Origin of the sequence: Tistrella sp. (genome assembly GCF_002684955.1) — a bacterium.
GTDB lineage: Bacteria > Pseudomonadota > Alphaproteobacteria > Tistrellales > Tistrellaceae > Tistrella > Tistrella mobilis.
Map to the genome: position 1 here is coordinate 21,185 of NZ_NYWI01000035.1, position 13,567 is coordinate 34,751.

Annotated in this window: 11 protein-coding genes; 5 read left to right on the plus strand and 6 right to left on the minus strand. The window is 72.0% G+C overall.

Annotated elements, in window-relative coordinates; genetic code table 11:
* The first annotated feature begins 144 nt into the window (after positions 1-144).
* The gene (locus CMO28_RS12395) at positions 145-1,674 is read left to right on the plus strand and encodes a DEAD/DEAH box helicase (RefSeq protein ID WP_296713879.1); all 1,530 of its coding nucleotides are present in this window, start codon (positions 145-147) and stop codon (positions 1,672-1,674) included.
* A 103-nt stretch (positions 1,675-1,777) separates the two neighbouring features.
* On the opposite strand, the gene CMO28_RS12400 is transcribed toward CMO28_RS12395, so the two are convergent.
* The 6 genes from CMO28_RS12400 to CMO28_RS12425 form a co-directional block, all read right to left on the minus strand.
* On the minus strand, positions 1,778-3,460 hold the full coding sequence (locus CMO28_RS12400) for a methyl-accepting chemotaxis protein (RefSeq protein WP_296713880.1): 1,683 nt from the start codon (positions 3,458-3,460) through the stop codon (positions 1,778-1,780).
* Between the two features lie 94 nt (positions 3,461-3,554).
* Positions 3,555-4,415 carry a PhzF family phenazine biosynthesis protein gene (locus tag CMO28_RS12405; RefSeq protein WP_296713882.1) on the minus strand — a complete coding sequence of 287 codons (861 nt, stop codon included), beginning with the start codon at positions 4,413-4,415 and terminating at the stop codon, positions 3,555-3,557.
* The gene (locus tag CMO28_RS12410) at positions 4,412-5,671 is read right to left on the minus strand and encodes an MFS transporter (RefSeq protein ID WP_296713884.1); all 1,260 of its coding nucleotides are present in this window, start codon (positions 5,669-5,671) and stop codon (positions 4,412-4,414) included. Before CMO28_RS12410 ends, CMO28_RS12405 begins: the two co-directional genes overlap by 4 nt.
* The gene (locus CMO28_RS12415; RefSeq protein WP_296713886.1) at positions 5,659-6,840 is read right to left on the minus strand and encodes a C45 family autoproteolytic acyltransferase/hydolase; all 1,182 of its coding nucleotides are present in this window, start codon (positions 6,838-6,840) and stop codon (positions 5,659-5,661) included. The genes CMO28_RS12410 and CMO28_RS12415 overlap by 13 nt, the downstream gene beginning before the upstream one ends.
* Positions 6,837-7,829 (minus strand): ATP-grasp domain-containing protein, encoded by a 993-nt coding sequence (locus CMO28_RS12420; protein ID WP_296713888.1) that lies wholly within the window; start codon positions 7,827-7,829, stop codon positions 6,837-6,839. Before CMO28_RS12420 ends, CMO28_RS12415 begins: the two co-directional genes overlap by 4 nt.
* A gap of 58 nt (positions 7,830-7,887) precedes the next feature.
* Complete coding sequence (locus tag CMO28_RS12425; protein WP_296713891.1) at positions 7,888-9,387, minus strand: MATE family efflux transporter; 1,500 nt, start codon at positions 9,385-9,387, stop codon at positions 7,888-7,890.
* A 295-nt stretch (positions 9,388-9,682) separates the two neighbouring features.
* Here CMO28_RS12425 and CMO28_RS12430 point away from each other — a divergent pair, with 295 nt between their 5' ends.
* From CMO28_RS12430 to CMO28_RS12445, 4 genes are all read left to right on the plus strand, one after another.
* Positions 9,683-10,585 carry an EamA family transporter gene (locus tag CMO28_RS12430; RefSeq protein WP_062764744.1) on the plus strand — a complete coding sequence of 301 codons (903 nt, stop codon included), beginning with the start codon at positions 9,683-9,685 and terminating at the stop codon, positions 10,583-10,585.
* Positions 10,586-10,605: 20 nt separating this feature from the next.
* A complete protein-coding gene (locus tag CMO28_RS12435; protein ID WP_296713893.1) occupies positions 10,606-11,367 on the plus strand; it encodes a DUF6065 family protein in 762 nt (253 codons plus the stop codon).
* 73 nt (positions 11,368-11,440) lie between these two features.
* Entirely contained in the window at positions 11,441-13,081 is a 1,641-nt protein-coding gene (locus CMO28_RS12440) for a sensor domain-containing diguanylate cyclase (protein ID WP_296713894.1), read from the plus strand.
* A 301-nt stretch (positions 13,082-13,382) separates the two neighbouring features.
* Positions 13,383-13,556 (plus strand): hypothetical protein, encoded by a 174-nt coding sequence (locus CMO28_RS12445; protein WP_156503198.1) that lies wholly within the window; start codon positions 13,383-13,385, stop codon positions 13,554-13,556.
* The last annotated feature ends 11 nt before the right edge of the window (positions 13,557-13,567 follow it).

The window sequence follows — 13,567 nt, forward strand, 5'->3', positions numbered from 1 at the left end:
GGCGCCGATCTGCGGCGGACGCCCATGACTGGCCCAGGCACGCGGGGCACGTCCCTTACTTATCCGGCTGCCGGAAAATCCGCAGCCGGCGAGGCTTTTTTGCCCGCCGGTCGCGGCGGCGCCACCCGTTCGAAAGACCGACCCTTGATCAATTTCTCCGAGCTTGGCCTGTCCGAGACGCTGCTTCGCGCCCTGGACCAGGCGGGCTACGTGACGCCGACCCCCATCCAGGAACAGGCCATCCCGCATCTGGTGGCAGGCCGTGACCTTCTGGGCATCGCCCAGACCGGCACCGGCAAGACCGCGGCCTTCGCGCTGCCGATCCTGAACCGGATCGCCGCCGACCGGAACCGCGCCAACATGCCGGGCCGCACCCGCTGCCTGATCCTGGCGCCGACCCGCGAACTGGCCGCCCAGATCGCCGACAACATCAAGACCTATGCCCGCCACATGCGCGTTCATGTGGCCGTGGTGGTGGGCGGCGTCAGCGCCGGCCCGCAGATCCGCGCCATTGCCCGCGGCCTCGACATCCTGGTGGCGACGCCGGGCCGTCTGGTCGACCATCTGGACAGCGGCGTGCTGAAGCTGGACCGCACCGAGGTGGTGGTGCTGGACGAGGCCGACCACATGCTCGACCTCGGCTTCATCATCCCGATCCGCCGGATCCTGGCCAAGCTGCCGATCCGTCGGCAGAGCCTGTTCTTCTCGGCGACCATGCCGAAGGAGATCGGCGCCCTGGCCGGCGAGATGCTGCGTGACCCGATCGAAGTGTCGGTGACCCCGGTCGCCACCACTGCCGAGCGGGTCGAGCAGCGCGTGGTGCGCATCGAGCCCGCCCGCAAGCGCGGCGTGCTGATCGAGCTGCTTGAAACCGAAGGCGTTCACCGCGCCCTGGTCTTCACCCGCACCAAGCGCGGTGCCGACCGCGTGGCCCATGATCTTGAAGTCGCCGGCCTGCCGGCGGCTGCCATCCATGGCAACAAGAGCCAGAGCCAGCGCGAGCGGGCCCTCGGCGGTTTCCGTGACGGGCGGGTGCGGATCCTGGTCGCCACCGACATCGCGGCGCGCGGCATCGACGTCTCGGGCGTCAGCCATGTGTTCAACTACGAACTGCCCGACGTGCCCGAAAGCTATGTCCACCGCATCGGCCGCACCGCGCGTGCCGGCGCCGAGGGCATCGCCATCACGCTCTGTGCCGATGACGAGCTGGGCCTGCTGCGCGACATCGAGCGTCTGACCCGTCAGACCCTGCCGATCGACGAGCGGCGCACGGCCGAATCGATCGCCTCGGCACCCGAGCGCCTGCCCCAGCGTCAGCCGATGCGCAATGGCCGCCCGGCTTCCAAGGCGCGCCCCGGCGGCGGCGTCGGCCGGCCTGCCGGCCGCGGCCATGGCCGCCCGGGTGACCGCAGCGAGCGGAGCGAAGGTCCCGCCCGGCCCCAGCGCCCGCAGCGCCAGGGGCAGCGCGCCCACGGCGATCGCCCCAATGGCGACCGCCCCTACGGCGACCGGCCCCAGGGCGATGGCTACCGTGGCGACCGGCCCCAGGGCGACGGCTACCGTGGTGACCGGCCCCAGCGCTCATCGCGCCCGGCCCGCGGCGACCGGCCCCAGGGCCAGCAGGCCCGGAGCGGCGAAGGCCGTCCGCGCCGGCAGGGCCAGTACGCCGGTTGAGCCGTTACGCCGGCTGATCCCGGCCTCGGACATCGAAGCATAAACCAAAGGCGCGGTTCCGGAGACGGGACCGCGCCTTTGGTCTGCTCAGGCCTTCAGATGCTCAGGCGGTTCTGACGGTGCCGAGGAAGCCGTCGATCTGGCCCTTCAGGCCCCGGGCACGGGCGCCGAGATCGTCGGTCACCTGCTGCAATTCGGCGGCCTGATCGCCGGTGCGGCGCACGGCGCCGGTGACCCGACCGAGACCGGCCGAGACATCGCGGCTGCCGGCGGCCGCCTGATCCACCCGGCCGGCGATTTCGCGGGTGGCGGCGCCCTGGCGCTCCACCGCGGCCGCGACGGTGGCGGTGATGCCGTCGATCTCGCCGATGGTGGTGCCGATCCGGCCGATCACCGTCACCACCCGGCCGGTCTCGCTCTGGATGCCGCCGATCCGCTCGGCGATTTCGGCGGTGGCGCGGGCGGTCTGGTCGGCAAGCTGCTTCACTTCCGAGGCGACGACCGCGAAGCCCTTGCCGGCGTCGCCCGCGCGCGCCGCCTCGATCGTGGCGTTGAGCGCCAGAAGATTGGTCTGTTCGGCAATCTCTGAAATCAGGCCCACCACCTGGCCGATCCGGCTGGCGGCGTCGGCGAGCGTGGTGATCTGGGCATTGGCCTCGCGGGCCTGACGGGCGGCGTCGGCGGCAAGCCCGCCGCTGCGCGCGGTCTCGCGCCCGATATCGGCGATCGAGGCCGCCAGCGCCTCGGCCGCTTCGGCGACCGCCTTCACATTTGCCGCCGACACCTCGGACACGCGGCCGACCTCGCCCGCATCGCCGGTGGCGGCATCGGCCAGACCGCGCATCTCGCGCGCGGTTCCTTCCATGCCGGCGACCGCTGCGATCACCTGGCGCAGCGCCTCGGACACTTCGTGGTCGAAGCGCCGGCAGGCGGCCTCGATCTCGGCCGTGCGGCGTTCGCGACGCGCGGTCTCTTCGGCGCGTTCGGCGGTGAGCCGGTCGTTGCTGAGCGCGGTGTTGCGGAAGACCTCCACCGCCTGGGCCATGCGGCCGATCTCGTCGCGCCGGCCGGTGCCGGGCACCTCGGCGGCGGTATCGCCCGCCGCCAGCGCCGTCATGCGCTGCGCCATGCGGTCGATCGACCGGCCGGCATCGCGGCCGATGATCAGGCTGACCGACAGCACCAGCAGGGTGGCGAAGCCGGCGGTGACCAGCAGGATGGTCATCAGCCGGGCATTGTCGGCCTGGGCCTCGGCGGCGACGGTGCCGCTCACCGCCTCGATCTCGTCGCCGAGCGTGCCCATGCGGGTCTCGAGCGCGTCGAAGGCGTCGATGAAGGCGGGGAAGCCGGCTTCGGCCCGGGCGCGATCCCCGGCCGCCGCCGTCACGATGGCCTCTGCGGCCCGCACATAGGCATCCACCGCGGCGGTGACCGCCGGAAGCTGGGCCGCGATCCCGGGCGAGACGTTCAGATCGCGCAGGCTGGCCATCGCGGCGCGAAACTCTTGGGCATGCTCGGCCAGATCGGCCGACACCGCGGCCCGATCCGCCGCCGGGGCATCGGGGGCCAGGCGCAGGGCCATCAGCACATCGGCGCGCAGGGCATCATGCATCATGTCGCCCTGCATCTGCTGGCGCACCGCCGCGGTCACCCGGGTCACGGCCGAGAGCCCGTCGTCGGAGCGGATCAGTCCCAGAATGCCGGCGCCGCCTGCGGCGGCAATCAGCACGACGGACACAAGGCTCGACCAGGTGAGCCGGGCCCGGATTGACGAGGATCGTGACATCTCCCCTCCTTTCACATGCGGGGGCAGGATGCCGGCGGCATCCTCGTGTCGCGATCGTAACTGTCTGCAATTTAAGAAAGTGTTTAGAAAGACTTTAGATGGTGACACGCCCTGATACGAGCCAGTCCGCCCCTGCCGGATCGAGCCGCTGCACGCCGATCGATGTGGTCCCGGTCAGAATGCCTGGCCCCTGATCGATGACGGCCGCCTCAATCCGGCCCGTTCCCTGATGTTCCAGATCGAGCAGGGGGGCGGCGGCCGCGCCGCCGGTCGCCGGATCCTCGGCAATGCCGAGACCTGCGGGGAAATGGCGGGCGCGGATGCAGAGGCAGCCGGTCTCCGCCTGGCCGGAGAGGGCATAGAGGTAGAGGCCGGTGGCGCCGGTCCGCCCGGCCAGCCGGGCGACCGCGGCGGGATCGGGGACCGCCCGGCCCACCAGTGCCGGATCTTCCAGCCTGAGGACCAGCTTGGGCCGGGCGGCGCCGGCAAGCGTCGGCGGGAAGGCGTCGAGCCCCACGCAGAGCCCGGTTGCGGCGGCGATGTCGGGGCGGAGCGCTGCGCCGTCGGCGATCGGCCGGTGGTGATTGCCGGCAAGCCGGATCGCGGCCCCCGGCGGGCGATGATCCGCCGGCACCGGGCTGACCGTCTGCGGCCCGGCGGCGGTGGCGATGACCAGCGCCCGGTCCTGCGCCTCCCCGTCCTGCCAGAGCCGGACCGCACCTGCCAGCAGCCCGTGCAGGCAGAGCGTGATCTCAGACGCCGGCAGGAAGAACCGCGCCCGCCAGCCGGTGTCCGGATCGGGCTGAAGCCAGGTGACTTCGGCGCCGTGTCGCTGGGCCAGCGCGCGTGCCCGGGCTTCGGTGCCGCCCAGCTGCACCAGGGCCGGGTTGCCGCCGCTGCCGTCGGCGCGGCAGAAGGCCATGGCCGGCCGTTCGGATGCCGTGCCGGACATCATCTGCCTGCCGCCCGGCCGGCGACCGCGGCGCCGTCCACCCTGCGGGCGACATCGACCAGAAGCCAGCCGGCCAGCAGGCCGCCGGCCAGGAACAGCGCCGCCATCACCTGGGGCGGGACATGGCCGACCGCGGCGACACCGGCGGCCCCGGTCATCAGCGCCAGGCGGAAGCCCAGATTCATCACCGCCGCCGCCCGGCTGCGGCCGGCTTCGGGTGCAAGTGCGGCCATCAGTGCCAGTTTGGGTGGGGCGTAGAGCAGTTCGCCCACCGTGAACAGGGCGGTGAAGCCGATCAGCAGCCAGGCATCGGTCGACCAGCCCAACACCCAGAACCCGGCGGCGAAGAGCGCGAAGCCGATGGTCAGGCGGCTGGTATCCGACATGTTGCGCGCCAGAATCTGAACCAGCGGCGCCAGGGCCACCACCATCAGCCCGTTTTCGATCCGGAGCAGGCCGAACAGGCCGGGGCCATCGAGCGCCAGATGCAGGCCCGACCAGTCGATCAGCGTGACCGTTCCGGGCAGGCTGCCCAGCCGCACCGCCACGTAATGGGCGAGCTGGGCCGCCACCGCCAGCGAGAGCGCCACGCCTGCGGCATAGCGCAGGAACAGCCGGTCGCGCAGCACCTCGGCATAGCCGGCCAGCATCTCGGCCGGGCGGAAGGGGGCCGGCCGCTCCACCGGCCGGGTCTCGACCAGGGCGAGCGCCAGCGCGAGCGTCACGGCCGCCGCGAGCCCGGCGATGCCGGCGAGCAGCCAGCCGAACCACAGGCCATAGGCCGCCGCCCCGGCCAGCGTGCCGGTGGCGCGCGCGACATTGGTCACCCAGTAGACCGCGCCATAGATCTGCCGCCGCCGTTCGGGCGTTGCAAGGTCGATCACCGTCGCCTCGGCGGTGGGGGTGGAGATGCCGGCGGCGATGGCGAGGGCGAGGAAAGGCAGGGCGGCGATCCAGGCGGCGAGCACCGGGTCGACGGCGCGGGTTTCGGGCAGCACCGCGAGTGCGAGTGCGGCGGCAGCCAGCGCCCGGCCGGCTTCGGCCGGTACCAGCACCCGGAGCCGGCCGCGGGTATCGGCCAGATGTCCGGCCCAGATGCCCGCCACCGTCGCGCCCGCGAAGGCCGCGAAGATCAGCAGCCCGGCCGTGCCGGTGCCGAGGCGTTCGGCGAACAGCAGCGCCATGAAGGGGAAGATGGCGGCCTCGGCGAATTTCTCGAGGAAGAGCACCGCCAGGCGGAGCCGGATCACCCGTTCCATGACGCATCCTCCAGCCGGTGGGTGGTGAAGGGGGTATCGCAGGCGGTGCCGAGGGCGACCTCCATCCGCCGGGCGGCCGGGTCCAGGATCACGCTTGCGACCGTGCGGCCCAGCCGCGGGCTGTTGCGGCCATGGGCGCAGATCGACAGCGGTGCATTGGCATGGTCGGCGAGCACGGCCCGCGCGTCATCGGCGCCGGCTGTACCCTCCGCCCAGGGGCTTTGGGCGAAGATCTCGTCCAGCCGCGCCGTCCGCAGACGGGTGGACGACCAGGCCGGCACCCGGTCGAGCGGCGCCAGATCGGGATGCAGGTAGTGATTGCAATGGGCAAGCCGCGCCTGGGGCAGGTCCGGATCGGGATCGAGCCGCCGGCAGCTGTCGATGGTGGTCTCGATCATCCGGTGGCCGGTGCCGTCGGCCAGGGTGTAGCAGCGCGAGGTGGCGCGCGGCAGGCGGGCGATGGCGGCTTCGGCCGCATCGGCATCGGCCAGGCCCAGCAGATGGCGAACGATCAGATAGGGCGGCGGTGCCACCTGCCAGCCGGGGGCGACGACCATGTTGATGCCGATGGCGAGCCCGGCCTGGTTGAGGCCCAGAAAGCCCAGCTGGCCAAGCGGCGCCCAGGCGAGCGACCGCCCGCCCGGCCCGTCGCCATCCAGGTCGAGCACGGTACCGAGCCCGTCCATATCGCCCGGCAGATCGGCGGTCTGGGCGATCAGCGAGCGGCCGTCCGCGCCGGTGAAGGCAAGTGTGGTGCAGCCTTCGAGCCCGCCCGACCGGTCTTCGGGCTGTGCGGCCCCTGCAACCACCGGCCCGGTGCCGGGGGCGGCAAGCTCGCGCCTCAACTGCAGGATCAGCGCATCGGCAAGCGGGATGCCGGCGCCCTCGGCCAGGCCCTCGATCTCTGCCATCACCTCGGGCAGCAGATCGGCGATCGGGGCTGCGAAGGTGAGCGCCAGCCGCCGCGCGGCCTCGCGGCCCAGCGGTTCCGGCCGCAGCCGGTCCAGATGGGCGACATCCTCGTCCAGAAAGGCGCGGATCGCCGGGCCGAGGGCCTGGCCGATGCTGCGGCCCCGCGCCCGCGCCGTCCCCCGGGCGCGGATCGGCCAGGCCAGGCCCGAAAGCAGCTCTGCCGCGGTCGGGCGGCGGGTGGGCTGAACCAGGCTCATGCCGCCTGCCTCCGCCACAGGCCGTCGCCGGCCAGGCGGATCAGGCTCTGGGCCAGCAGGTCGACCGCCTGACGGGCCAGCGGCTCCAGCACCGGGCGGTTCGGCCCGGCAAGGGTCGCGGCGGTATAGATGCCGGGCGTCATATTGACCTCCAGGATCACCGGGCCGCGGCCCGGCACCTCGATCAGGTCGACACCGGCGAGCGGCGCATCGACCGCGCGCGCCGCCGCCGTGGCAAGGCGGGCGAGGGCGGGCGGGATGCTGGTCAGCGCTTCGGCCCTGCCGCCGGCATGCAGATTGGCGACGAAGGCCCCCGGGGCGGCGTGGCGGCGGAAGGCATAGACCGGCCGGTGATCGACGCATTGAATGCGCAGATCGCTGCCGTCATTGGGCAGGAATTCCTGAAGATAGAGCGGCAGCCGCGCGGCCCCGGCCTCGGCCAGACGGGCGATCAGCTCGGCGCGGTGGCCGAGCGGGCCGACCCCACCGCCCTTGGTGCCCAGGCAGGGTTTCACCACCATCGGCAGGCCAAGCCCGGCGATCAGCGCATCCGGGTCGGCATCGGCGCCCGCGATCAGGGTGCGGGCATGGGGCAGGCCGGCGGCGGCGAGGCGGAGCGACAGGGTGGGCTTCAGCTGGCCGGCATCGAGCACGGCCGCCCGGTTCATCACCGGTACCCCGGCCATTTCCAGCGCCTTGAGCAGCCAGAGCCCGGCATCGCGCGCCGCGAGCGATGTCCAGCCCAGGCAGGCATCGGGGGTGAGCGGGCTGCCGTCCGCTTCCAGGATCACCGGCCGGCGACCGTCGATGCGGATGGTGAGGGCTTCCGGGCGGCGGATGATCGGGCGGGCGCCGCGTGCCCGCAGCGCCTCGTCGAAGGCGGCGACATCGGCGGTCAGGTCGCGCACCAGGATCAGCACGGCCGGGGCCCGCCGGTCGAGCGGGCGCGCGGCGGCGGCGGGGGAGGGGTGCGATGAGGGGGAGGGCATCGCCGATCTCTCCGTGGTTGAGTAATCGGCGATTTATACGCTCTTAACTATGACGGGATCAAGCGACCTCGGGAAGTGCGCGGGGCGCGGGCGGGGTCCGCATCCCGGCGGCACCGGCGGGGACGAGCCCCAGCCGGTGGCGCCGGGTCCAGCGCGTCAGCATCAGCACCGCCACGGTGGCGAGGCCTGAGGCCAGGCCGATCCAGAGCCCGGTGCCGCCCATGTCCAGCCCGAAGGCGAGGCCAGAGCCCACCCCCAGCCCCACGCCCCAATAGCCGAAGCCGGCATAGATCATGGGAACGGCTGTGTCCTTGAGCCCGCGAAGCAGGCCCGCCCCCACCGCCTGGGCGCCGTCGGCCAGCTGGAAGATCGCCGCGATGCCCAGGAAGCCGACCGCGATCGCCGTGGTCTCGGCCACCGCCGGATCGTTGCCGTCCAGGAAGAAGCCGATCAGCGTGCGGGGCATGGTCAGCATCACCACCGCCGAGAGCGCCATGAAGCCGATGCCGAGCAGGATGGCGGCCCGGCCCGCTTCGCGGATCCGCCCGGCATCGCCCCGGCCGGCGGCGATGCCGACCCGCACGGTGCCCGCCTGGGCCACGCCCATCGGGACCATGAAGGTGACGGCGGCCAGCTGCAGCGCGATGGCGTGGGCGGCGAGCTGGTTGGTGCCGATCAGCCCCATCAGGAAGGCGGCGGCGTTGAAGACCGTCACCTCGAAACCCATGGTCAGGCTGATCGGCAGACCGATCTTCAGCATCTCGCGAAGCCGCGGCCAGTCCGCCCGCCACCAGCGGCCATAGAGCGCGAAGCGGTTGAAGCGGCGGTCGGCCAGGGTGACCAGCGCCAGCGCGCCGAACAGGAAGATGTTGGCGAGCGTGCTGGCGATGCCGGCCCCTTCCAGCCCCAGCGCCGGCAGGCCGAAATGCCCCAGCACCAGGCCCAGATCGAGCACGGCGTTGACCGCGACCGCCGCGATGGTGATCACCATCGCAGGCCGCGGCCGCCCGAGGGCCGAGATGAAGTTGCGCAGCACCACGAACCACAGCGCCGGCAGGATGCCCCAGCGCAGCGTGTCGACATAGACCGCCGCGGCGGCGGCCAGATCGGGCGCCTGGCCCATGGCCCGCAGGATGGTCTCCGTCTGGCCCAGCACCAGGATCCAGGCGGTGGAGACGGCAAGGCAGAGCCACAGCCCCTGACGCACGGTGCGCCTGAGATCGCGGACCATGCCCAGCCTGGCGCCCACCGCCTGGGCGAGCATCGGGGCGGTGGCCATGGCGAGGCCCATGCCGTAGATGAACAGCGCGAAATAGAGATTGGCGCCGAGGGTGGCAGCCGCCAGCGCCTCGGGGCCCAGCCGGCCGATCACCAGCACATCGGTGGTGGTGATCGCCATCTGGGCGAGGTTGGTCAGCACGATTGGCCAGGCGAGGGCGAAGGTCGCCCTTACCTCGCGCATGAACGGGGCCTCGCGCACGAACGGGTTCTGTGCGCCGGCCGCGGGGGAAGCGATGCCGGTCATGGTCTCTGGTGCCGAAATGGTGAATGCGCGCACGGTATCCGGCGACGGCGGCCGGCTGACCGGCGGGGGGGGGCTTGCATCTGCCCCGGAGGGGGATGCGGCCTGCCATGGTCATGGCCGTGTGACGGTCCGAGGATGGCGGGGCTGCGATGGCAGCCTGGGCTGTTGTCGCCATCCGGCGCCCGAGCCGCACAGAATATGCGCAGATCGTGACGCGACACCCGCGCGGGAATTGCGGGTCTGGCCCGCAGGATTCGCATGGTATACCAATATCCGGCGCAATGGTATACCAATGCCCATAACAACCGGATGAGGGCGGGGCAAGGGCATGGTCGAAACCTGGGTGGTGGTCACGGCGGCCGCGGCCGCGCTGCAGGCGTCGCGCACGGCGCTTCAGCAGCGGCTGCGCGGGCTGCTGAGCGTTCAGGGCGCAGGCTTCGTGCGCTATGCCTATGGTGCGCCGGTCTCGCTGGCAGCACTCGGGGTCGTTGCGGCCTCTCCCGCCGGTGTGCCGGATCTGACGCTCGCCCATGCCGGCTGGTGCGCGCTGGCCGGCATCGCCCAGATCCTGGGGACCAATCTGCTGATCATGTCCTTCGGTGCCCGCGGCTTCGCGGTCGGCACGGTCTATTCCAAGGCCGAAACCGTGATCGTGGCCCTGGTCGGCTGGGCGGTGCTGGGAGAGGCCCTGGCCGCCACGGCCTGGGCCGGCATTCTGGTCTGCATGGCCGGGGTGGTGGCGCTGGCCACCCGCGGCAACCGCGAGGGGCTGAAGGCGCTGGCCCGCGGCGCCGGCGACCGGGCGGCACTTTACGGGCTGGGGGCGGGGGCGATGTTCGCCGTCGCCTCGGTCTGCATCCGGGCGGGTGCGCTGGAGCTGGGGCAGGGCGACGCCTTTCCGCGGGCGATCGCGACACTGGCGGTGATGAACTCCATCCAGGCCGTGCTGATGGGCGTCTGGCTACTGGCCCGCGAGCCTGCAACCTTCACCGCCGTGTTCCGCACCTGGCGCAGTTCTTCGCTGGTGGGCCTGCTCAGCGTCACCGGCTCGGCCGGCTGGGCCTGGGCCATGACGCTGGAGACCGCGGCGCTGGTGCGCGCCTTCGGCCAGGTGGAACTGGTCTTCACCGTGATCATGGGCCGGCTGCTGCTGGGCGAAACGCCCAAGGCCGCCGACATCCCCGGAAGCCTGGCGGTGATCCTGGGTGTGCTGCTGGTGCTGCTCGCCTGAAGGCGCTAGTCTTTGGGCCCATGAGCGATGCGGACGACATCACCCGGCTGACCGCCTTTTCCCTGGGCGCCGACGGGCCGGCCATCCGGCCGGCACCGGTGGAGCGGGCATGGATGGACGCCACCCCCCAGGGCTTCGCCTATCGCTGCCTGCCGCTCGCCATCGCCAATGCCTGGGGCTGGGAGCTGCTGAACCCGGCCGGCTTCACCGCGGTCTGGACGGGGGACGAGGCGCCGGCGGGGGTGGTGGTGACACCCGACGACCCCGCGGCGGCCGTGCCCGCGGTCGGGCATTTCGGATCGGGCATCCTGACCTTCCATGTCCCCTGGCTGTTCCGCACTGCGCCCGAGGTGGCGCTGATGGTGCAGGGGCCGGTCAACCGGCCCAAGGATGCCATCGCCGGCCTGCAGGGGCTGGTGGAAACCGGCTGGTCGCCCTTCGGCTTCACCATGAACTGGCGCTTCCCCCGCACGGACACGCCGGTGCGGTTCGAGGCGGGGGAGCCTTTCGCCGCGATCGTGCCGGTGCTGCCGGCCCTGGTGGAGGCGATGCGCCCCGAGATCCGCCCGATCGCGAGCGAGCCCGAGACCGAGCGCGCCCACGCCGCCTTCGTCGCCGGCCGCTCGGCCTTTATCGAGGCGCTGGACGACGAGGGAAGCCTGGAGCGCCGGGCCGGCTGGCAGAAGGACTATTTCCGCGGCCGCACGCCGGACGGCAATGCCGCCGGGGGCCCCCATCGCACGAAGCTGAAACTCGCGCCCTTCATCCGCCGCGACGGATGATGACGCGGTTCCGCTCCGCCCGTTCCGGGAGATCGATGCACTGCCGCTTCGTCTGAATGATCTTCGCAGCCGCGTGGCACTGCTTGCCGTGGTGCTGATCGCCGTGCTGGTGATCGGCCTGCAGACCCTGATCGGCCGGCGCGCCGCCGACCAGATGGCGGCCGAGATCGGTGCCGGGCTGGCGGAAGTGGCGCAGCAGGTCGCCGACCGTTTCGACCGCGAGATCTGGAGCCGGTCGAACGAGATCCGGCTGGCCGCCCGTAATCTGGCCCGCATCGATCTGGCGCGGATCGGTCGGGGCGACGAGGCGCGGATGGCCGGGATCGTCGGCGGCCTGCAATCGACTTTCCCCTCGGTGGTCTGGGTTGGCTATGTGGGGGCCGACGGGCGCTGCCTTGCCGCCAGCGGCCGTGGCCCGCAGATCGGCGACGCTTTTCCCGACCGGGACCTGCTGGCCGCGGCCGACCGGCCGCTGGTGATGGACACGCATCGCCGGACGGCGGGAGAAGACGGCAGCCCCGGCCCGCATCTGCTGGCGGTCGCAGCCCCTGCGGTTGCCCCCGACGGCAGGCAACGGGGGACGCTGGTCGCCTGGCTGGGCTGGGACTGGGGCCGCGACATTCAGCGCGATCTGGGCCGGGCGTTACGTCGCGACCGGCCGCTGGAGATCCTGGTCGCCGATGCGGCCGGGCAGGTGATCATCGGCCCGGAAGCGGCGATCGGGCAGCCGGTGCCCCGGGGCTCGGCGATGCCGGCGGCGACCGGCCGCAACGGCTGGATGGTGGCCGACTGGCCCGACCTGCCCGATGCGCGGCAGCTGACCGGTCATGCCGCGGTGATCGGCCGCGGGGACCTGGGCGTGGTGGGCTGGACGGTGCATGTCCGCCTGCCCGAGCGTGTGGCGCTGGCGCCGGTGGACGGGCTGCGCCGGACCGTGCTGATCTGGGGCCTGGGTGGCGGGCTGATCATGGCGCTGGCCGGCTGGGTGGCCGCCGGCTGGATCGCCCGGCCGTTGCGGCGCATCGCCCAGGCGGCCGACCGGATCAGGTCGGGTGACGACGGGGTGGAAATCCCCGAGGTCGGCGGCGCGACCGAGGTGGAGCTGCTGTCGCGGTCGCTGCGCGCGCTGATCGACCGGCTGACCCACAGCCGCAGCGAACTGGACCATGCCCTGTCGGCGGCCGGGCGCGATGCACTGACCGGCCTGCCCAACCGCCGCTTCTTCGACGAGGTGCTGCATCTGCTGACCGACCGGATCGCGGCACATGACGGCACGCTGGGCGTGATCTTCATGGATCTGGACGGGTTCAAGGCGGTCAACGACGTTCACGGCCATGCGGCGGGCGATCAGCTGCTGATCGCGGTGGCCGGCCGGCTGGCGCATGCGGTGCGCGAGCGTGACGTCGCCATCCGTCTGGGCGGTGACGAATTCGTCGTGCTGCTGGATCTGGAAGGCGAGGATCCGGCGGGCCAGGCCAGGCGGACCGCCGAACGGCTGATCGCCCTGGTCGGTCTGCCGGTGCCGCTGGGCGAGGGGGCCGCCGTCACCGTCGGCGGCAGTGCGGGCGTCGCCCTCTGGCCGGCGGATCATGCCGATCCGCGCGAGGTGCTGGAGCTGGCGGACGCCGCCCTCTACGCGGTCAAGCGCGGCGGGCGCGGCCATGTCCGGCTGCATGACGGGGCGGTCCAGGGTTTCGTCTCCCGGAATAACTAGGACAAGAAAGTTGCCCTAGTTATTGCAAATCCGACATAAACGTTCGATTTTGCATATTTGCCGCTGGACAGCCGGCATGACATCCGCATAAGGTCCATGACACTGTTATCGATACGGTCGAAGGCCGGGCGATGACGGTTCAGCCGGAATACCCGGTCGACAAGCGTCGCGATGTCGGCCATCATGCGGTCAGATGTGGTCCATAAGATGCCACCAGCCGTATGAGCCTTACGCGACGGCGGTGACACACCGTCGGGACCAGACACCCACCAGGACCAGAGACCCGGGAACCCGGAAGCAGATGTACGACGATCCGCGCCACACCGCCATTGCCGCACGCCGCCGCGCTTCCGCGCGGGCCGCGGTGATTGCACGTGCCGAGGCGCGGCGCGCGGAACTGTTCCTGATGGCCTCCGGTGGCGTGATCGTCATCCTCCTTGGCCTTGCCCTCTCGCTTCGACTTATCGGCCCCTGAGCGCCGCACGG

Coding starts and splice junctions, on each gene's coding strand:
- CMO28_RS12400 (WP_296713880.1), bottom strand. CDS start 3,460: ATGTCACGATCCTCGTCAATCCGGGCCCGGCTCACCTGGTCGAGCCTT.
- CMO28_RS12405 (WP_296713882.1), bottom strand. CDS start 4,415: ATGATGTCCGGCACGGCATCCGAACGGCCGGCCATGGCCTTCTGCCGC.
- CMO28_RS12410 (WP_296713884.1), bottom strand. CDS start 5,671: ATGGAACGGGTGATCCGGCTCCGCCTGGCGGTGCTCTTCCTCGAGAAA.
- CMO28_RS12415 (WP_296713886.1), bottom strand. CDS start 6,840: ATGAGCCTGGTTCAGCCCACCCGCCGCCCGACCGCGGCAGAGCTGCTT.
- CMO28_RS12420 (WP_296713888.1), bottom strand. CDS start 7,829: ATGCCCTCCCCCTCATCGCACCCCTCCCCCGCCGCCGCCGCGCGCCCG.
- CMO28_RS12430 (WP_062764744.1), top strand. CDS start 9,683: ATGGTCGAAACCTGGGTGGTGGTCACGGCGGCCGCGGCCGCGCTGCAG.
- CMO28_RS12435 (WP_296713893.1), top strand. CDS start 10,606: ATGAGCGATGCGGACGACATCACCCGGCTGACCGCCTTTTCCCTGGGC.
- CMO28_RS12445 (WP_156503198.1), top strand. CDS start 13,383: ATGTACGACGATCCGCGCCACACCGCCATTGCCGCACGCCGCCGCGCT.